Origin of the sequence: Nitratidesulfovibrio sp. HK-II, assembly GCF_003402415.2 — a bacterium.
Taxonomy (GTDB): domain Bacteria; phylum Desulfobacterota; class Desulfovibrionia; order Desulfovibrionales; family Desulfovibrionaceae; genus Cupidesulfovibrio.
Genome location: NZ_AP036014.1, coordinates 928,068 through 948,196, shown reverse-complemented (window position 1 = coordinate 948,196; position 20,129 = coordinate 928,068). Strand labels below are relative to the sequence as shown.

Annotated in this window: 16 protein-coding genes; all 16 read right to left on the bottom strand. The window is 67.7% G+C overall.

Annotation, left to right across the window (positions count from 1 at the left end):
• Nucleotides 1-114 precede the first annotated feature (114 nt).
• The 16 genes from RVX_RS03845 to obgE all read right to left on the bottom strand — a co-directional run bounded on the left by RVX_RS03845 (nt 115) and on the right by obgE (nt 19,992).
• On the bottom strand, nt 115-453 hold the full coding sequence (locus RVX_RS03845; RefSeq protein WP_116304803.1) for a hypothetical protein: 339 nt from the start codon (nt 451-453) through the stop codon (nt 115-117).
• A gap of 59 nt (nt 454-512) precedes the next feature.
• Nucleotides 513-2,252 carry a YeiH family protein gene (locus RVX_RS03840; RefSeq protein ID WP_116304802.1) on the bottom strand — a complete coding sequence of 580 codons (1,740 nt, stop codon included), beginning with the start codon at nt 2,250-2,252 and terminating at the stop codon, nt 513-515.
• Nucleotides 2,253-2,575: 323 nt separating this feature from the next.
• Entirely contained in the window at nt 2,576-3,034 is a 459-nt protein-coding gene (locus RVX_RS03835) for a Fur family transcriptional regulator (protein WP_116304801.1), read from the bottom strand.
• Nucleotides 3,035-3,259: 225 nt separating this feature from the next.
• Entirely contained in the window at nt 3,260-6,166 is a 2,907-nt protein-coding gene (locus tag RVX_RS03830) for an insulinase family protein (RefSeq protein WP_116304800.1), read from the bottom strand.
• A 288-nt stretch (nt 6,167-6,454) separates the two neighbouring features.
• On the bottom strand, nt 6,455-7,198 hold the full coding sequence (locus RVX_RS03825; protein ID WP_420192412.1) for a diguanylate cyclase: 744 nt from the start codon (nt 7,196-7,198) through the stop codon (nt 6,455-6,457).
• A 65-nt stretch (nt 7,199-7,263) separates the two neighbouring features.
• Nucleotides 7,264-8,025: a hypothetical protein gene (locus RVX_RS03820; protein WP_116304798.1), complete on the bottom strand. Its 762-nt coding sequence runs from the start codon at nt 8,023-8,025 to the stop codon at nt 7,264-7,266.
• Nucleotides 8,026-8,349: 324 nt separating this feature from the next.
• Nucleotides 8,350-8,664 (bottom strand): isoamylase early set domain-containing protein, encoded by a 315-nt coding sequence (locus tag RVX_RS03815; RefSeq protein ID WP_116304797.1) that lies wholly within the window; start codon nt 8,662-8,664, stop codon nt 8,350-8,352.
• Between the two features lie 343 nt (nt 8,665-9,007).
• Nucleotides 9,008-9,400 carry a hypothetical protein gene (locus RVX_RS03810; protein WP_007523813.1) on the bottom strand — a complete coding sequence of 131 codons (393 nt, stop codon included), beginning with the start codon at nt 9,398-9,400 and terminating at the stop codon, nt 9,008-9,010.
• A 10-nt stretch (nt 9,401-9,410) separates the two neighbouring features.
• On the bottom strand, nt 9,411-9,695 hold the full coding sequence (locus tag RVX_RS03805; protein WP_116304796.1) for a helix-turn-helix domain-containing protein: 285 nt from the start codon (nt 9,693-9,695) through the stop codon (nt 9,411-9,413).
• Between the two features lie 674 nt (nt 9,696-10,369).
• On the bottom strand, nt 10,370-12,793 hold the full coding sequence (locus tag RVX_RS03800; RefSeq protein WP_116304795.1) for a methyl-accepting chemotaxis protein: 2,424 nt from the start codon (nt 12,791-12,793) through the stop codon (nt 10,370-10,372).
• Between the two features lie 551 nt (nt 12,794-13,344).
• Nucleotides 13,345-13,596, bottom strand: a complete 252-nt coding sequence (locus RVX_RS03795) for a hypothetical protein (RefSeq protein WP_116304794.1) — start codon at nt 13,594-13,596, stop codon at nt 13,345-13,347.
• A complete protein-coding gene (locus RVX_RS03790) occupies nt 13,593-14,861 on the bottom strand; it encodes a PAS domain S-box protein (RefSeq protein ID WP_116304793.1) in 1,269 nt (422 codons plus the stop codon). The genes RVX_RS03795 and RVX_RS03790 overlap by 4 nt, the downstream gene beginning before the upstream one ends.
• A complete protein-coding gene (locus RVX_RS03785) occupies nt 14,830-16,131 on the bottom strand; it encodes a PAS domain-containing sensor histidine kinase (RefSeq protein WP_116304792.1) in 1,302 nt (433 codons plus the stop codon). The genes RVX_RS03790 and RVX_RS03785 overlap by 32 nt, the downstream gene beginning before the upstream one ends.
• Before the next feature lie 365 nt (nt 16,132-16,496).
• Nucleotides 16,497-17,342 (bottom strand): bifunctional hydroxymethylpyrimidine kinase/phosphomethylpyrimidine kinase, encoded by an 846-nt coding sequence (thiD, locus tag RVX_RS03780; protein ID WP_116304791.1) that lies wholly within the window; start codon nt 17,340-17,342, stop codon nt 16,497-16,499.
• Between the two features lie 305 nt (nt 17,343-17,647).
• A complete protein-coding gene (proB, locus tag RVX_RS03775; RefSeq protein ID WP_230404352.1) occupies nt 17,648-18,838 on the bottom strand; it encodes a glutamate 5-kinase in 1,191 nt (396 codons plus the stop codon).
• Between the two features lie 47 nt (nt 18,839-18,885).
• A complete protein-coding gene (obgE, locus tag RVX_RS03770; RefSeq protein ID WP_007523825.1) occupies nt 18,886-19,992 on the bottom strand; it encodes a GTPase ObgE in 1,107 nt (368 codons plus the stop codon).
• Between the last annotated feature and the right edge of the window lie 137 nt (nt 19,993-20,129).

The window sequence follows — 20,129 nt, the reverse complement described above, 5'->3', positions numbered from 1 at the left end:
TCAAGGAACCCCGAACCGGGCACGCGGGTCACGCGGGACACGCCGGTCACCACGGTCACGCGGGACAGCCTGTGCCCCGGAGCGGAGCACGCGAATGCGCTCCGCACCCGGCCATCAACGGGCCACGGCAGCTGCGGCGGCGGGACCGGCGGCCATCGGGGCCACGCCCGGCCCGGCGGCGGCAGGATCCCCGCCCTTCGCAGGACCCGTCGGTGTGAACCGCCAGGTGGAGCGGGAATTGATCTCCGCCTGCTGCGACATCTCCACGTCGGTGTAGTACAGCTGGCCGCTGCGGATGCCGTAGATGTCCTGCACCGCCCCGTAGTGTTGCAGCGCGGGCAGGTGCGCCACGACGCGCGGCCCCGCAACGAAGAACAGCGCCCACAGCACCGCCACGGAAACGCCAAGGGCGGCAAGCCGCCCGATGAAGGTATGACGCAACGTGTGTCGCATGAAAACTCCCGGAAGGGGGAGCCCGCCCCCGCGGAATGAGGCGGGCTCCCGTATGTCCCCTAGATCTTTGCGGTTATCTCGGGGAACACGATATAGAACATGACGTAGGCCATGGCCAGGGTGAGCACCAGGTTGAAGCTCTGGCCGCACACGTACAGGATGAGCGGCTTGCCGCCCTTGAAGTAGTGGGCCAGTTCGCGGAAGTTGGTGGCCAGACCGATGGCGGTGAAGGCAAGGCAGAAGAACCAGCCGCGCGCCGAGGCGGTAAGGCCCTTCAGCACGCCCTGGTCAAGCAGGGCCTTGCCCATGTCCGGGCCAAGGTTGCCGCTGATCAGCGAGAAGACGATGGACGCGGCCAGGAAGCCCAGCACGAACTTGGGGAAGCGGTGCCAGATCTCGCCCACGCCCACCGAATGCCCTTCGCGGCATTCCACGCGGGTGCACCAGTACACGGCCACGCCGAAGGCGGTGACGCCGATCAGCACGTTCTGGATCATCTTGATGGTGGCGGCCACGTACAGGGCCTTTTCACCCAGGAACGCACCGGCAGCGGCCACCGCGCCGGTGGCGTCGATGGTGCCGCCCATCCAGGCGCCGCCGAGAATCTGGGGCATGTCCACGGCCTTGATGAAGGCGGGCATGGCGATCATCATGATGGCGGTGAACACCAGCGACAGGCCGATGGAGAGGGTCAGCTCCTCTTTCTTGGCCCGGCACGCAGCGGCGGTGGCGATGGCGGCAGAGGTGCCGCACACCGACATGTCGGCCGAGATGACCACGTTCAGGGTCTTGGATTCCATCTTCAGGATGCGCTGGCCGAAGATGAAGGTGCAGATGAGCACGATGGGGGTGACCACCCAGGCCACGAAGATGCCGGGAATGCCGATGGCGATGATCTTGTCGAACAGCACCTCGGCGCCCAGCAGCACGAGGCCGGTCTTGATGAAGTATTCCACTTCCAGGGCCGGCTTGATCCACTTGGGCGTGCCCACGGTGTTGGCGATGAGCATGCCGATGATGATGGCCCAGGCCTCGGTGCCGATGCCCCAGTACTTCATGGTGGACTGATGGCCCATCATGGTGGCCAGGCACGCCACCGCGAACACGGCGATGAAGCCCGTCAGGAAGCCGGGCACCGACTTGCCCATGAACTTCATGCCGATGGCGAAGAACAGGCCCATGCCCACCATGAGCAGCGGCAGGCTGGTCAGCAGGTTCATGGGCTTGGACTTGGCCTTGTCGGCGGCCGACTTGGCCTTGGCGGCAGCGGCGCGCCATTCGGCGATCTTGGCCTTGGCCCCGTCGTTCAGGCTGGCATCGGCGAAGGCGGCGTCTGCGGCGGCCGTTTCGGCGGCCACGGCGGCGGCCAGGGCGGCATCGGCCTTGGTCTTGGCTTCCACGGCCTTCTCGGCATTGGCGGCGGCCTTGGCGTCCGCGGCGGACTTGCTCACGTAGAAGGAATCAAGGGGGTTGTCGGTCCAGCCGCCCGGAGTCTTCAGGAAGGCGGAAATGGCCTTGCCCGTGGGGCTGTCCATGGCCTTGACCTTGGCCTTGTCGTCCTGGGCCTTGTAGTAGGCCAGGGTCTTGAACGGGGCGCGCTGCGCCTCGGCGGCCATGACGGCGTTGGCCTTGGCGATCTTTTCGCCGTATTCCGCCGGGGGATTCAGCAGGTAGATGCAGATGCCCGCGATGATGATGACGAAGCCGAGCCAGATGGCCCAGTAGTCTTCCTTGGTCCACAGGTCGGACAGGCGCGAGTGCCCGTGGTCGACGACGACGTTGCTGTCGTTGGTTGCCATGTTAAGGTGCTCCTCCTTGCGGTTTGCCGCCCCCGTCGGCAGTGCGGACGGCGTGCCCCTCCGCTAATCAAGAGGCGTGCCAGACCTTGCAATGACAACCTGATCCTTTTATTTCAGCGCTTTGCACGGAGACAGCCATCATGAAGCTGAAAACAACAGTTTTCAGTGCAAACTTTTCTTTTCACCACTTGCTGCCTCCCCGGGTATGCAACGCGAACGGGCCGCCCCGAAGGGCGGCCCGTTGATGGTGACGATGCGTTGCCGTGCTCACCGGCCAGTGGCCGGAGAATGTGCGAAAGGGCCGACGCCTGGCGGCCGGGTGCTCAATCCTCGCGCTCTGTGCGGCGCTTGCCGTCGCTGCGGCACTTGCCGCACACCCCGAACAGGTACATGCGGTGCGAGGTCAGCACGTAGCCGTGGCGACGGGCCAGGTCTTCCTGAAGCCGCTCTATCTCGTCGTCCAGCACCTCGATGTTCTCACCGCAGGCTTCGCAGATGAGATGGTCGTGGTGCTTGCTGCCGTACTTCTGCTCGTAGCGGGCCACGCCATCGCCGAAGTGCACTTCCTTGGCCAGGCCGGAATCGCACAGCAGCTTCATGGTACGGTACACCGTGGCCTGCCCCACGGAAGGATCCGTGGCCTTCACCCGTTCATACAGTTCCTCGGTGGTCAGGTGGCCGCCAGCGCTCATGAACACCTCTACGATGAGCATGCGCTGCGGCGTGACCTTCAGGCCGTTGCGGGCGATGTACTCGTGAAACACGTCTATGGCTTGCTTCATGGGTCTCCTCGCGATGTGGGGCGTGGTCTGGCTGTCCTATACCGTGTGCCCGGCCAGCGCAACAGGGGCGTGCAATGGTACGAACAACAGGAACTGGAACAGCCTGGCCAAAGCCCCCCCTAACGCAGGATTCTCGTCCGATGTCCGCAGGGTTTCAGGTCCGCCCGACGGGCACGCTTCGCGCCTTTCGGGCCGGACCCAACGGGCGAAACGACACGTCAGGCCTTACAGCACCCGCTCCACGCGCCAGCCCCGCTCACCCGCCACGCGCTCCAGCGCGCCGCCGCCCAACACCGCCACCCGGCCCGTGCGGGCCGCCTCGGCCATGACGTCGGCCAGGGCGCGGAAGTGGTCGTTGGTGGTGGACAGGATTTCGTCGCGCATCTGCTGGCGCGCCGCGTCGGAATCGCCCGACAGGCGGCGGAACAGCGCGGCCGACCCCTTGGCGTCGGGCAGCATGTGCCGGTCCACGTCGCCGATGGCCCCCACGATGGCGTTGGCCAGTTCCGTGGACGAAAGCGACACGCGGCGCAGGTAGTCGGCCGTGGCGTCGTACACGTCCAGCGTGGCGGCCACGTTGGGGTCGCGGTACGAAACCTGCGCCAGCACCCCGCTGGCCCGGTCGAAGGCGCAGAACGCGCCGTAGGCCCCGCCCTGCACGCGCACGCGGTCCCACAGGAAGGCCATGCGCAGGTGCTTGAACACCACGTTGGCCGAGCCGTGGTAGGCGTAGCCCAGGGCATACAGGTCGGCCGCCTTGCCCACGTAGTTGACCTGCGCGGGCATGACCAGCGCCTCGGCGGCGGCCGGGGCCTCGCCGTAGCGCCACTGCGCGGTGGCCGATTCCGCCGCCGCGTCGGGCAGCGCCCCGGCCAGGGCGGCGGCCGGAGCGGCCACGATGCGCCCGCCCTCTTCGTCGGCAGTGACGTTCATCAGGCAGTTGGAGCGGCGCAGGACCAGCCCGCGCAGCGCATCCAGGTCGGCCAGCACGCCGTCCCAGTCCTGTTCCATGCGGTCGGCCAGGGTGCGCAGGAAGGTCAGGTACGACACGCCGGACGTGGCCTCGTCCAGCCAGCCCGCCTCGGTGTAGCCCGCGCGCAGCCGGGCCATGACGATGCCGTGGCCGGAAGGCGCCAGCACGTGCTCCTGGCGGGCCTTTTCCTCCAGCACCATGCGTTGGAAGCGTTCGCGGTCGTCGAACTTCGCCTCCAGCAGCACTTCGGAAAGGATGTCGTACAGCGCGGGCACGTTGTCGTAGGTTGCCTTGCCGTGCACCACCAGCCGCGCCAGGGGCTGGCGCGCGCCCAGGGTGGTGGCGAACAGGGTGTCTGCATCCATGCCGCCGGTCTTGCGGGCGATGCGCATGCCAAGGTCCACGAAGTCGCGCCTGGTGGTGCCCATCTCGAACAGGGCGCGCCCGAACAGCGGGACGAGGGGGACCAGGCGCGCGGGCACGGCGGACAGGTCGAAGGTGGTCTCGGTGTAGGCGATGCCCGAGGTGTCCAGGTCGTGGAACAACACCGGCACCGCGCCCGCCTGCCTGTCTTCGTCGGGGATGGGGCGGTTTTCCCGGGGCAGGTCTTCCAGCTGCAGGCCGGGGATGGTGGCCAGGGCCTCCAGGCTGTCCGGGGCCTCTTGCAGGCTGCGCAGGGCGCGGGTTTCCTCCACCAGGGCCACGCGCTCGCACTGGCGCAGGCTCTGGCGGTATTCCTCCAGCCGAGCCGCCTCGGCGGCCTCGCGGCGTTCGGCCAGCTTGCGGTCCGGCGTCAGCAGCACCGTGGCCACGTGCTGGTTGTCCAGCAGCCATTCGCGAATCAGCCCTTCAAAGTAGCGTTCGCCCGAGGCGACGCGCGCCTTGATGGCGGCCAGCGGGGCTTCCCATTCCAGCAGGGCCAGCGGGTCGCCGTCGTACAGCCAGGTGGTCAGGCTGCGCACCATCACCGAAAGCCCCACCGGGTAGCGGCCGGAATTATTCTCGCGCAGGGCGAATTCCACGCTGTTCACGGCGGCTTCCACGGCGTCGGCGGGCAGACCATCCTCGGCCAGGTCGGCCAGGGTCTCCATGATCAGCATTTCCACGTCGGACGCGGTTCTGGGATCGATGCCCCGCAACCCCACGGAAAAGTACATCTGGCGCAGGTCGCTTTCCAGGCCCACCCCGGCCACGTCCTCGCCCAGGCCCGATTCGATCAGCGCGCGCCGCAGGGGCGAGCCGGGCAGGCCCAGCAGGATGTGCTCCAGCATCTCGAAGGCGAAGTTGCGCTCCACGTCGGCGGTTTCACACAGCAGCCAGTTCATGGTCACCATGCCCCGGTCGTCGCCTTCCGACGCCGCGAACGGCGTTTCGAGCATGCGCGGCGTGTTGGAGCGGGGTTGCAGCGGCACGGCGGAATCCACCTCGATGCGCGCAAAGCGGGCCAGCACGGCGGCCAGGCAGGCCAGCCGGTCCTCTTCCGGGTCGTCGCCCCAGAAGAAGAAACGGGCGTTGCTGGGGTGGTAGTAGGTGGCGTGGAAATCGGCGAACTGCTCGTAGGTCAGATCGGGGATGCGTTCCGGGTTGCCGCCGGAATCGAGCCCGTAGGTGGTGTCGGGGAACAGCGATTGCTGCGACTGCTCGGACAGGATGGATTCCGGAGAGGAATACACGCCCTTCATCTCGTTGTAGACCACGCCCTTGTAGGCGAACGGGCCTTCCGGCGCCTCGGCCTCGATGTGCCAGCCCTCCTGCCGGAAGATTTCCTCAGTAATGCGCGGAAAGAACACCGCATCCAGGTACACGTCCACCAGGTTGCGGAAGTCCTGCAGGTTGGCCGAGGCCACCGGGTAGCAGGTCTTGTCCGGGTAGGTGAAGGCGTTGAGGAAGGTTTGCAGCGAGCCCTTCAGCAGTTCCACGAAGGGTTCCTTGACCGGGTACTTCTCGGACCCGCAGAGCACCGAATGTTCAAGGATGTGCGCCACCCCGGTGGAATCGGCGGGCGGCGTGCGGAAGGTTACGCCGAAGACCTTGTTCTCGTCGGCGTTGCAGCAGGAAAGCAGTTGCGCGCCGGTGGCCCCATGGCGCCACAGGCGGATGCGGCTGTTCAGTTCATGGACGGTGCGCTCGAAAACGAGGTCGAACCCGTGGGATTGCATGCGTGGGATTCCTCCGTGGGAGTATCGTGAAGGGGCTGCCCGCCCGGGGCGAAAGAAGGGCTCCGGGCGGCGCGTCAACGCCCCGCAGCCCTGTACCATGAACATTTCGGGGCGTCATGGCAACAGTGGGCGGCGGTCTGCGGCCGGGCCGGAAACCGTCACGCCCCGTGCGGGCGATGAAGGAAAAAAGGAGAAAGGACGGGGGCACGACAGCGCCGATCGCCCTGGCAGCCGGGGCCGCCCGGCCGGAACGCGCTGCGGGCAACCGGGCACAAGCGCTGCCCGACCTCAGCAGGGGCCGAGCGAATCCTCAATGCCCTCCGGCCACGCGGGTTCCACCCGGTCGCGGCCGAGGCCCTTGGCCCGGTACAGTGCGTCGTCCGCCAGGCGGAACAGGTCGGAAGGGCCGGTGACGACGATGCGCTCGGTGCTGGCCACCCCGATGGAGATGCGCACGGGAATGCGCGTGCCCGGCCCCACCAGAAAGGTGCCCTCGCGCACGGCAAGGCGCAGCCGCTCCGCGGCGGCCATGGCCCCCGCGCCGCCCACCCCGGGCATGATCACGGCGAACTCCTCGCCGCCCACCCGCGCGGCCACGTCCTGGGTGCGCAGGCCAGCCCGCAGAATGGCCGCCAGGGTTACCAGCACCCGGTCGCCCTCCTGGTGTCCCCAGGTGTCGTTGACCAGCTTGAAGTGGTCGAGGTCCAGCACCAGCAGCGAAAGGTCGCCCCCGTCGCGCAGGTGCCGGGCGAATTCCGCGTCCAGCATCAGTTCGAAATGGCGGCGGTTGTACAGCGAGGTCAGGGGGTCCACCAGGGTCAGCCGTTCCAGCCGCTGTTCCTTGCGCCCCAGATGGTAGCCGAACACGGCGAACACCAGCACCCCGCCCACGGCCATGTACACGTCGAGCACCAGCTCGTACCGGGGGTGGGTGGGGGTGAGGTCGAACAGCCAACGCAGCAACTGCCAGCCCAGCGGCGCGCCAAGGCCCAGCGCGGCCCCCTGGGCCAGACGCAGCAGACGTGCCGCCAATCGTGGTACGCCCCCCCCGCCGTTGCCGGTCATAATCCACCCCCGCGTTGGGCGCCCCCTGCTGCTTAGCGCATGTAGGACCGCGCAATGCGAAACACGTCGTCGTAGGCCAGCCGCGCCTTGATGCCAAGGGCCAGTTCCAGCGACATGGCCATCTTGTCGCGTACGCCGTCCAGCAATACCTGCTTGTGTTTTTTCAACCACTTGCGAACGAAGGGCGCATCAAAACCATCGGCCACCAACGCCATGCCGTCGGCAAAGAAGCGCGAGCCCAGATGTTCGAGGAAGGGGCGGCAGGCCATCCTGCCGTGATGGCGTGAAAGCAGGACGTAGAACAGCAGGGCCACGATGAGCCGGTCATCCTGCAGCCGGTGGGAAACGTCGAAGAACCGTTCGGCGGGGGGTTTTTCCCCGGCCTGGCGCAACAGTTCCTGGGCGTAGCCCAAGGCCTTTTCGGTGGTGATGGGTGGGGCGGGATAGCGGGCGGCGATGCGGGCCATGGTGCGCAGGGGGTTTTCACCCCCGGCCACGTCCATGACGGCCACGCGCATCAGGTCCAGCCGCCGGTCCAGTTCGCCGCGCAGCAGGTCGCCCCGCGCGGCGGCGCAACGGCGCACCCGGTCTTCGCCCATGTCGCCGCTGAAGGTGATCTCCAGCAGGTGCCGCACGAAGGGCTCGGAGGTGAATTCCGCCTCCTGGTCCAGCCCCTTGAAGTTGCGGCGGTTGCCCACCAGCTTCTTCAGGGAAAGCCAGTAGGCGGCCACCCCTTCCATGGGCATTTCAAGGAGGTCGAAATCCCTGATGCTCTGCGATGCGGTCTGCGACATGGCACCTTCCGCCCCTGCATGGTCACGGCGACCCGCCCCCCGGCTGGTTTCATTCAGCCAATGCTATAACCGTTTCGGGCAGTTGGCAAGGCGAAGCGTGAAACACCGGGCCGCGCCCGGCGCTTCGGGCGCGTCGTGCCAGACGAACCGCCTGGCACGGGGCGCGGCCTTCACAACGCGTTGCGCCGAATGCGTGACCACGCCGCGCGCGGCTTCGCCGCACTACGCCAATCGGAGAAATGGCCCAATGGCATGACGCAAGGGCGGCTGCCGCGAGCCGTGCGAATGAGGTGGAAAAAGAAGGGCCGCCCAAGCGGGCGAAGGTCAGACGCTGACCAGCGAATTGTCCGTGCCCGCGAAGGGGCAATATTCATAGCTGTCGGCCCGGCCGTCGTTCAGCCAGCCCGCCGCGCCGCCCGCCAGCAGATAGCGGAAGCGGTATTCGCGTCCCGTCTCCAGTTCCACCTCGGCGGTGAACGCACCATCCTTCAGGCGGCGCATGGGGGTGGCCCGCGCGTCCCAGTCGTTGAATTCGCCCACCAGGTAGACCTCGGTGGCTTCTCCCACCTCGTCCGCCTCCAGGCGAAACTTCACCTTGCAGATGGGCCTGCTCTTCAGGAACTGCTTGGTCAATGCCATGGCTGTCCTCCATGTTGCCCGGATGCAACGCCGGACACTGTCTGAAAAAGGATACCCGGATATTGTGACAGGAACATTATCCGCCGGAAAAGGCAACCCCGATGGAAGCCACCCGCGAAGGCTACGGCAGACGGATTTTCGTTCGGCGTCAAACAGCGAGCGGGTGCACGAAGGGGCGCATCCGCTCGCTGTTTGACACCGAACGCCCCCTCGTGTGCGGCGCATTCAGCCCTTGGCGCACGGCCAGGCGGCGGTGCGGCAACGCAAAGACGCGCGCCCCCCGGCAATGCCGGAAGACGCGCGAACGGTTCACGCGGGTCGGGGAAAAGGGGGGAGACCGTCGTCAGCCGTTGGCGGCCTTCAGCGTCTCTTCCACGCTGGCCAGCAGGGCCGCGTCGGAAGGTGCGGCATCAAGCCCGCACAGGCCGCGCACGGCCAGCAACAGCATGTCGAGTTGCATGGACATGTCGCACTGGCCGTTGTTGATGACGCACCGGTCGCCTTCAACGCGCAGGCGGTAGGCCCGGCGACTGCGCGCGGCCCCGCTGCCGGAGACGATGTAGTAGATCTGCTCGTTGTCTTCGGTGACGTAGAGCTTCTGGCGGGTGAGCACGCCGGTCTCGTCGTCGTACCAAGAGCATTCGGAGAACAGGCGGCCCTTGAACGCGATGTCGTGCCCCGCGTCGTTGCGCAGCGAAATATCTTCCATCGCCCTGCAGGTCATGTCCGAACCCATGCGCACCTCCTCACGATGTGGGAAGGGTTAGCTGTCGGGGGCCTTCCGGTTTCTTGGGCTTGCCCGGCGCGGGGCGTTCCGCGGGCGCCGCATCCGCGACGGATTCCCCGTCGCCGAACAGCGCGCCGCCGCCCTGGGCGGTCCAGAAGGCTTCCAGGTCACTGCGCGAGATGCGGTAGCCCCGCCCCAGGCGGGCCGCCCGCAACGTGCCGTCCTTGATGGCGCGGCGAAGCGTCTCCTTGTGACAGCTCAGGAGAACCGCCGCTTCCGCAAGGGTGAAGGTGGTCTTGGCCATTCGCGCGTCCTTGCCGGGCTGGCGCTTGCTGGCTCCGCGCACGGCCCCGGTCCGGCACCGGCACGGCACCGGCTCGGCGCTGGTACGGCGTACGCCCTTCGGCACTCGCCATTCGCCGCTCGCCGCGAAAACCGCAACGGACGGCACCTGCCATGCCTCCCCCGGCCCGCATGCGCGGCCCTGCATGGTCCCTGGGCTGGGCCGGAACATTCCGACCTGCGCCCATCTCTTTGTCGGACTAGCATCGACAATCAACTGGTGTCAACAATACACCACTGCGTGCGCACCCGCACCACCATGATTTACCGGAAATCATCGACCGCCACTCTGGCCAGCCGCCGCGCGAAGAAACCCTTTCCTGACTGCCATCAGGCTGTTGCCGCTCATGGCGTACTCCTGTTGCCGGCAACAGCCACCCGCATCCACCCGCACCCGACGTTGGACGCTGCGGCGAACGTGCGGCCGCATTGCTCCACGAAGGGCCATTCGCGCCGCCCTGGGGACAGGGAGACCATGGAGACGGGGGGGGACGGGCTTGGGGCTGGCAATCCCGGCCCTGTCGCCTGCCGCCGCCCAAGGCGGTGCAAACCCGGCGTCCACGCGGCCCCACGCGCGCGAAAAGGCCCGCCCCCTTGCGGGAGCGGGCCTGACATGCGTCATGCGCCGTGCGGGCGTCAGCCCTGCACGATCTCGCGCAGGCGCGCGGCCAGCGCGCCAAGGTCGTTGATGGCCCTGGCCGCTTCTTCCATGCGGCGGGCCGTGTCGTCGGACAGGTTGCTGACCTCGCTCACGCTGCGGGTTATCTCCTCGCTGGCGGCGGACTGCTCCTCCGCCGCCGTGGCGATGGACGTGACCTGCGCCGAGGTGTCGTTGACCAGCGCCACGATCTCGCGCAGCGCCTCGCCGGAGCGGCCCGCCAGCGTCGTGGCGTTGTCCACGGCCCCGGCCACCTCTTCCATGCTGGCGATGTTGCGCGCCGCGCCGGACTGGATGGTTTCTATGGACCGTCGCACTTCCTGCGTGGCGTTCATGGTCTTTTCGGCCAACTTGCGCACCTCGTCGGCCACCACGGCAAAGCCGCGCCCGGCGTCACCGGCGCGCGCCGCCTCGATGGCCGCGTTCAGCGCCAGCAGGTTGGTCTGGTCGGCGATGTCCGAGATCACGTTCATGATCTGGCCGATGGATTCCGCCTGCCGCCCCAACTCGCCCAGGTTACCGCGCAGCACCCCGGTAAGGCTGCTGACCTGGCCAATGGCGGACACGGCCTCTTCCACCACCTGAGCGCCTTCCTGGGCGCGGGCCTGGCCGCTGTCGGCCTGGCGCGAGGCGTTGGCGGCGCTGCGCGCCACCTCCATGATGGTGGCGTTCATCTGTTCGATGGCGGTCACCGATTCGGTGATCAGCCCGCGCTGGTTTTCGGTGCCGCGCATCACGCCCTCGGTCTGGCTCTCGATGGCCCCGGTGGCGTCGGCCACCTGACCGGCCACGGAGACCAGTTCGGCGTTGACCTTTTCCATGCGCGCCATGTGGGCGTGCAGGTCGCGCTCCTTCATCACCAGTTCGGAAACGTCGCTGGCCACTTCCAGGTACCCGGCCTTGTTGCCGTGGCAGTCGCGCACGATGTCGCCGTAGGGGCGCACGTAACGGGTCTGGCCCAGCAGGTTCAGTTCCACGATGTCCGCCTCGTACCGGCCGCCGCGTTGCATGGCCTGGTTGATGGGGCACTTGGAGGTGCCGCAGATGGAGGCGTTGAAGATGGAACTGCACTTGCGTCCGCGCACCTTCTCGCCGTCGTCCACCCCGGCGATGCGGGCCACGGCCGTGTTGGCGAGGATGATGTTGTAGTCGTCATCCACGGCGAACACCGGGTCGGGGATGGCGTTGACCACGTTCTTGTAGCCTTCCACCGAGCACAGGATGTCCTCTATCTTGCCCATCAGCCGGTTGAACCACCGGGCCAGTTGGCTGATCTCGTCACGGCCGGAATCGTCCAGGCGGTCGTTGAGGTTGGCGCGGTCCTCGGTGATGTCGCGGATAAGCGCCACCACGCGCGACACCGGGCTGGTGACGAAGCGCGAGACCAGCACCGAGAACACCACCCCCGGCACCACCAGCAGCGCCACCAGCGCGGCCAGCATGATGCCCGAAAACCGCTCGAAGATGGCCGTGGCCCCGCTGAGGTCAGAGGCATGCACGAACACGCCCACCTGCTCGCCCCGGTAGTCCTTGACCGGGAAGGCCACCAACGCGGTGTCGCCGCCTTCGGCGGTGGTCAGGCCAGCCTTGCCCGAAGTGAGCAGATCCGGCGTGATCAGCGAGGCGGCAGCCGCCTTGGAGTTGCCCGCCGCGAAGATGAAGTCCTTGCCCACGCGAGGATGCTTGGCCGTGTCGTTCATACCCTGGGCCAGCGATTCCAGCGAGGCGTTCATGTACAGCAGCACGTCCTCGCCTTCGGCGCTGGAGGCGAGCTTGAGCAGCGGCGCGAACTCGATGAGCACTTCGACCGAGCCGATCTGCTTGCCGTCCGCGCCCTTCACTGGCGAGACGCCGCGTATGTCGAAGCCGCCGCGCCCCACCTCTATGCCCTTCATGGGCTGTCCGGTGCGGTTCACGTCCACCACGGTCTTGCGGAAGCCGGAAATGTCGTCGGAAACGTCGACGTCCTGGCCGTCGCGCTTGATCTGCTTCTTGCTCCACAGCCGCACCAGGCTGCGCCCGTTGGGCAGGTGGAAATGCAGCTTGAACTTGCGGCCCGTCACCGCCTCGAAGGAGGCCAGGTGGGCGGCAAGGTCGCGGCGCAGCGTTTCGCGGGCCTGCTGCGCCATGGGGTCCTTCTCGTCGTCGATCTTGCCGGAAAGGGCCACGGCGTAAGCCGCCTGCACCTCGGGCAACTGCGAAAACAGCGATGCCTGCTCCAGCGCCTGCGCCGCCAGCAGTTCCACCGACTGGGTGACCTCGTTGGCCTTGGCCCGCGCCATCTGGCGCAGGAAGACGCCCTTCAGGTCCGTCAGCTCGCCCGCCAGAAACCAGTACGCTCCGCCGCCCAGCAGCAGCACCGACAGCGCGAAGGGAAGAAAGAGTTTTTGCCTGATGCCCATCATGACCCCCGTCTGGGTGATTCCGCGTCGCACCCCCGTGCGCGCGGTAGAACTTATGATCCTACCTGCCATATCGGAAAAGACAACCGAATCATTAGATCGTGAAAATAAGAACTATCATTCCGGACGGGCCTCCTCAAGCGAATGCGCTGCCCACCGAAGGCGCGGAAGCCCACCGCACCGTGTCCGCAAGTCTGGCATCATGGTGCCCGCGCGTCCATGGCATGAGTCGGCATTATAGTTCGTGCGGCGGCGCACACCGGAACTCTGCGGCCTTCGCGGCAAGCATGGTGGCGGCACCGTATGCGCGGGGCGAATGAAAGACGCCCATGCCTGTCGGGCGGGAGCAGTCGGGGATGTTTCTGAAAGGGGTGCAGTCTGCCGGTAACAAGTTTCAAACGCGGCAAGAAACCACGACGGACAGATGACGGACGGACGCGAGTCGGAAGGAAGGAAGGAAGGAAGGAAGGAAGGAAGGAAAGCCGAAACGGCGACGCCCGCCGAAGGCGGCGGGAGCGCCCATGTGATGGCGGAGGGAGCGGAAGGACGATTCAGTCCGCCTTGAAATGGGTGTCGTAGTCCGGGGCCAGGCAGTCCAGCGCGCCGCCCATCATGGCCCGGAATCTTTCCTGCGGGGGCACCTGCGGGGCGTCCGGATGCTGGCATTCCGCCTGCCCCAGGGACATGCGGCGCGCCTCGTCCAGGCTGCGGTATTCCAGCACCCCGCAATGAATGCACTTCAGGTTGGTGGCCCGGCGGGTGCAATCGCAGTCCACCTTGGCGAACTGGTGCTTGCGCATCATGCCCCCCCGCGGCGGGCCGCATCGACGGGCGCTGCCGTGTCGCGGGCGCCGGAAAAACCGCCCGCCCCGCCCCGGTGCAGCACCAGCACCGCGCCGATGACCGTGCCGTCCGGCGCGCGGTAGGGGGCAACGCTGCACGAGCAGGCCATGCCGCCGGGCAACAGCCGCACCGGGCCGGACTGGTGCCCCCCTTCGGCCAGAAAGCGGTCCAGCGGCGTTGGGCCGCCGTCCTCTGCCACGAATTCGGGGCAATGCACGGCCACCATGCCGCCGGTGGCGGCATCATCGGCCAGTGCCGGCGCGGCAGGGGTGTCAGGGGCATCGGGTCCATCGGCCCCGTCGCCCGCCCCCCGCGCCACGGCAACGTGCGTGGCGCACGCATGGCGCACCCAAGAGGCGTTGGCCATGATCACGTTGCGCTCAAGGTCCAGCAGCACCACATGGTCGGGCATGGCGTCGATGGTGCTGCGCAGGATGCCGAGGGTGGTGCGCCAGCGCTGCTCCGCCTCGACGCGGGCCGATATGTCCACCACGATGCCTTCGTAGTGCAGCAGTTCCCCGGCCCAGTCGTGCACGGCGGTGCAGTGCTCGGACACCCACAACAGGTCGCCGTCGCGGCCGTAGACCTGCGAGACGAAGCCCGTCACCGTGCCTTCGGCGCGCAGGCGGGCCAGCAGTTCCTGTCGTCGGCCGGGGGCCTCGTAGACCTGTTCGTCCATGGAGCGCACCCCGGACACCAGCTGGCCCGGCCCGGACCAGCCCAGCATTTCCGCGAAGGCGCGGTTGGAAACCAGGTAGCGTCCGTCCGGGTCGGCCATGTAAATGCCCACCACGGCGTTGTCGAATATGTCGCGGTAGCGCCGCTCGCTTTCGCGCAGCCGGGCATGCAGGCGGGTGTGGTGGCGCACGATGCGCAGGTTGACGCGCAGCGCGTCGCCGGTGACCGGCTTGGCCATGAAGCCCAGCGCCCCGCTGTCCGCCACCTCTTCCATGATGGCGTCGCCGGTGGCCGCCGTGACGAGGATGACCGGGATGTCGAAGTCCGCCGTGATGGCGCGGGTGGCCTGCACGCCGTTCATGCCCCCGGCCAGCCAGATATCCATGAGCACGGCGTCGGGCCGCTCGTCGCGGGCCATGCGCACGGCCTCTTCGCCGGTGGCGGCGGGGCCGAGCACCACGTGCCCCTCGCGGACCAGCAGCCCCTTGAGCAGGGCCGCGCCAACGGGGTCGTCCTCAGCGACCAGTACGCGCAACGGCTGCGCCATCGTTCCCCCAGGCCAAGGCATCGCGCCTCCGCGCGCCGCCGTTGTCGTTCCACTGCGGACCTTCGCCAAGGCCCTGCCCCCGGTCACGCGCCCAGGCCGGGTCGCAAACTGCGGCATCACTCCCCGCGCCGTCGAAGGCGTTGCGCGGCAGACGCACGCGGAACTCGGTCCACCCGGCGGGCGAGGTTTCAAAGCCCACCCGACCCTTCAGGTAATTCTGCGTCAGCAGGCGGATGCTGTACGTGCCAAGGCCGCGCCCGGCCCCCTTGGTGGAGAAGGAGCGCTGGAAAATCTGGCGCTGCACGTCGGGGCGGATATAGCCGGGGTTGCGCACCCGGAAGGTGACGGATGCCGCGTCGCAGTCGCAGCCCAGCACCACCTCGCCCTGTTCGGGCGTGGCCTCCAGCGCGTTCTTGACCAGGTTGCCCAGCACCCGGACCAGCAGCGTGGAATCGGTGACCAGGTCCGCGTCGTCGGCGCAGGGCAGCACGCACAGCGTACGGCCCCGCGCGGTTTCATGCCCGGCGTACAGGTTGGCCACGTCGCGCAGCACCCCGGCCCCGTCCACGGGCTGCGGGTCCACGGGCAACTCGTCGGTTTCCGCGGCCAGCAGCAGCTTCTGGGTCACGATCTCTTCCACCAGCGAGTTGGAGAAGCGGTGCAGCAGCATGGTGTCGCCGCGCAGGTCCAGGGGCACCTCTTCCAGGATCATCTGGGCCAGGTTGCGCAGGCCGCCCGCCGTGTTCAGGATGTCGTGAAAGAATATGCGCTCCAGGGCGCGTCGCCGCTTTTCGTGGCTGATGTCGTTGATGGCGAAGATGACGAACCGCTCGCCGTCGCGGTCGAAGGGGGTGGCGCAGACCTTCAGGTCGTATGCCAGCACGTCGTCGCCCTTGCGCTGGGTGATGCGGCATTCCTCCACCCTGCGCTCGTCGCCCAGGGCGCACAGCACCGCCTTCACCGCGCCGCATTCGCGGCAGCCGTCGGCCGTGCCGCAACCGCCGGGGCCTTCGCAGGCGTTCTCGCAGTGGAACAGTTCGCCCGGCCGCAGCCCAAGCAGATTGGCTCCGTCGGAAAGCGACAGCAGTTCCAGCAGGTTGCGATTGACGAAGACGATCTGGCGGTGCCGGTTCAGGATCAGCACGATGTCCGTCACCGAATCGAGCAGGCTGACCAGCGTGGGATCGCGGAACAGCCCGGCCTGGCGCAGCAGGTCGGCGTCGGCCGAGCGCTCTGCGGGGGCGTGGAACGTGGGCAGGGGGGGAGTCATGCGTCGTCCTGTGATCGCGTTCGGGGTAACGCCGGAGAAACGCCGTAGTCCAAGACCCCCGGGAGATCGCCGGGAGGGACGACGGCAGGCGCAAGGCGGGAAGCGCCGCGGAACGCCGGGTGTGTCGTCGGGCGTTCCGGGCAGGAAAACCGCACCGGGGCAAAGCCTACCCCAGGTCGATGATATTTCCAAGTCGGCATGGCGGGGGCGAACCGGCGGGGTGCGGGGCTGGCCGACATGGCCCGCAGCGTGCCAGGGACGGACACTGCCGACGAAAGGAAGGCGCGGCGGCCCCCAAAACGCGCGGGGCCGCCCAATGGGCGGCCCGGAAGCGGCATGCGCACGCGCGGCAACCGCGAACGCGGCTAGAATTCGCGCAACACGGCGGGGGCCGCGTGGTTGGGCGGCCCGAAGCCCTTGCCCGGCGTGTAGCTTTCGCGCAGGCACAGGTTCAGGTAGCGCTGGGCGCGCTCCACCGCCGGGCGCAGTTCCAGCCCCAGCCCGAGGCACGCGGCGATGGCGGCGGACAGGGTACAGCCGGTACCGTGGTTGTTGGGGGTGTCCACGCGGGGCTGGGTGAGGGGAATGATGTCCGGCTCGCCCGTGCCGCCGGTCGGCAGGCCCAGCCAGTCCACCAGGTCGCCGCCGCCCTCGAAGTGCCCGCCCTTCAGCAGCACCGCCTTCGGCCCCATGGACAGGATGCGGCGCACGGCCTCCCGCGCGTCAGCCTCGGTGGCGATGTCCATCCCGGCCAGCATCTCGGCCTCGGGGCGGTTGGGGGTCAGCAGGTCGGCCAGTGGCAGCATGCGCCGCACCAGGGCGTCCACGGCGTCCTCGCGCAACAGGCGGTGGCCGCTCTGGCTCACCGACACCGGGTCCACCACCAGCGGAAAATTCTTGCGCGCATCCAGCACGTTGGCCACGGCCTCTATGATGGGGGCGGAAAACAGCATGCCCGTCTTGGCCCCGGCCACGGGAAAGCCGTCGAGCACGGTGGTCAGCTGCAACGCCACGAACCCGGCGTCCGGGGCGTGGATGCCGGTGACGCCAAGGCCGTTCTGGGCCGTGAGCGCGGTGATGACGCTCATGCCGAAGCCGCCGAGCACGGTCATGGTCTTGAGGTCTGCCTGGATGCCCGCGCCGCCGCCGGAATCGGACCCGGCGATGGTCAGGATGCAGGGGGGCGTGGCGTGCGGTGCGTGTACGGTCATGCGGGGTTCCATCCTGTACGGCGAAACGGTTCGGGAGCAGGATTCGCTTTAGCGATGTGCGACAGGCGGAGTGTTACGCGGGCATGCCGCTCGCGGAATCCGTCTTTTTACGCCGGGCTGCGTCAGATTTTTCTTTTTGTGCTCACGTACACAAGTACGCTCCGCGCAAAAAGCCAAATCTTCCTTGCCCGGCGCAAAAAACCGTAATTCCTTGCATCCTCCCCGCACCAGCCAGCCGCGCTGCAAAGCCAGCGCGGCAAACAGGGAAAAACGCAACCCCATTCCACTGAAAAGGAACTTAGCAACTAAACCACGGCGTCCAGCAGCAGATTATCGCGATGGATAACCTCGGGATAATGCGCATCCCCCAGGATTGCCGCCACCTCGTGCCGCTTGTGGCCCATGATGCGCTTGAGCTCGGCGGCCGCGTAGTTGGAAAGCCCCACCCCGATGACCGTGCCGTCCTGCGCGGCCACGCGCACCAGCGCGCCGGAGCCGAAGCCCCCCTCCACCGCGCACACGCCGCCGGGCAGCAGGCTCTTGCCGCCCTGCAACAGGGCGCGAGCCGCGCCCTCATCCACGGTCACCGTGCCTGCCGGGTCGGACTGGTAGGCCAGCCAGTACTTGCGACGCGAAACCGTCTTGGCGTCGGCGCGCACCCAGGTGCCGATCTCTTCACCGGCAAAGACGCGGGCCAGCACGCCCGGCTCGTGGCCGGGCACGATGAGCGTGGGCACGCCGATCTGCGCGGCGCGCCGCGCGGACAACAGCTTGGAATACATGCCGCCGGTGCCCACCGAGGTCTTGCCGCCGCACAGCCCGTCCAGGTCCAGCCCGTGCACGTCGTCGATGCAGTCCATGACGCAGGCGTCGGGGTTGTCCTGCGGGTTTTCCGCGAACACGCCGCCCGCCGAGGTCAGATTCACGAACAGGTCGGCTTCCACGATGTTCAGCAGCAGGCTGGCCAGGCAGTCGTTGTCGCCGAACTTCAGGTCGTGCACGGCCACGGTGTCGTTCTCGTTGACCACGGGGATGGCCCCCCAGTCGAGCAGCGCGCCGAAGGTGTTGCGGGCGTTGAGAAAGCGGTTGCGGCTCTTGAGGTCGTCGCGGGTCAGCAGCACCTGGGCGGATATGCGCCCGCGCCGGGCGAAGGCCTCGTCGTAATAATGCATCAGGCGGCTCTGCCCGATGGCCGACGCCGCCTGCCTGTGGGGCATGCCCGAAATCTCGCAGCGGCTGCGCAGCACGCCGCGCCCGGCCGCCACCGCCCCGGACGAAACCAGCACCACGCGCCGTCCGCCTTCCTGCAGGGCGGAAAGCTGGTCGGCCAGCGATTCCACCATGACAAGGTCCAGACCTTCGCCGGTGGTCAGCACGGCGCTGCCCACCTTGACCACGATGCAGCGCGCCTCGGCCAGGGCCGCGCGCCGCTCGGCGCGCCAGCCGTCAGCCCCCGCAGCCGCCTGATTCCGCTCCGCCTGATTCCGTGTGGACATGCCGTCGCTCCGTTGGGATGCGGGCGCGCGGCCGGCTTGCGCCGGGCCTATTCGCGCACCCAGATCACCTCGATGTCGCTTTCTTCCTCGTCGAATTCCTCGGTCTCGCGCAGGCGCACCAGGGCCTCGTGGTTGTCCAGCGCGTCGCGCATGCGCCACATTTCGGCCACCACCTCCTCCACGCCCTCGCCAGTGAGCGCGGACATGAAGAATATGGCGCGCCCGTCGGCGGCTGCGCGTTCGCGCAGGGCCTGCACTTCTTCGGGAGTGCGCAGGTCGATCTTGTTCACCACCTGCAACTGCACGCGCTGGCCAAGGTCGGCGTCGAAGCGCACCAGTTCCTCGTTGATGAGGTCGAAGCCGCTCCATGGGCCGTCCGGGCTATCGAGTGAGACATCTTCCACACTCAGGATGTGCACCAGGAACCGGGTGCGCTCCACGTGCTTCAGGAAGCGGTGGCCAAGGCCCTGACCGGTGTGCGCGCCCTCGATGAGGCCGGGAATGTCCGCGATGACCAGGCGCTGCTCGGCGTCCACCTCGTCGATCATCACGCCAAGGTTCGGGGTCAGCGTGGTGAAGGGGTAGGCCGCGATCTTGGGCCGCGCCGCCGACACCTTGGAAATGAACGTGGACTTGCCCGCGTTGGGCAGGCCCAGCAGCCCCGCGTCGGCAAGGATCTTCAGTTCCAGGCGCAGCGAAAGCTCCACGCCCGCCTCGCCCTTCTGGGCAAAACGCGGGGCGCGGTTGGTGGACGACTTGAAGTGCTCGTTGCCCTTGCCGCCACGCCCGCCCTGGGCCACGACAAAGGCCACTTCCGGGTCGGAAAGGTCGGCCAGCAGGGTTTCACCGTCGTCGGTCACCTGATATATCTGGGTGCCCACGGGCAACTCCACCGTCAGGTCGTCGCCCTTGCGGCCGTGGCACTGGCTGCCCATGCCGCCCTGCCCGTTCTGCGCCTCGTACACGCGCTGCAGGCGAAAGTCGTAGAGCGAAAGCAGCCGCGAAGAGGCGCGCAGGATGACGCTGCCGCCGTCGCCGCCGTCGCCCCCGTCGGGGCCGCCGCGCGGCACGAATTTTTCGCGGCGGAACGAGACGCAACCGTTTCCGCCGTTGCCCGCGCGAACCGTGATGGTGGCTTCGTCGACGAAGCGCATGATGGAGCCTGCCTTGAATGCTGTGGATATGCGGGGGTACGAAACCGTGGCGGAGCTGGGCGCTCCGTCAGGTCCGTTGCCCGGCCAGCCCCCGAAAGACGAGGGGCAATGGCGCGGGGCAAACACGAAAGGGGCGG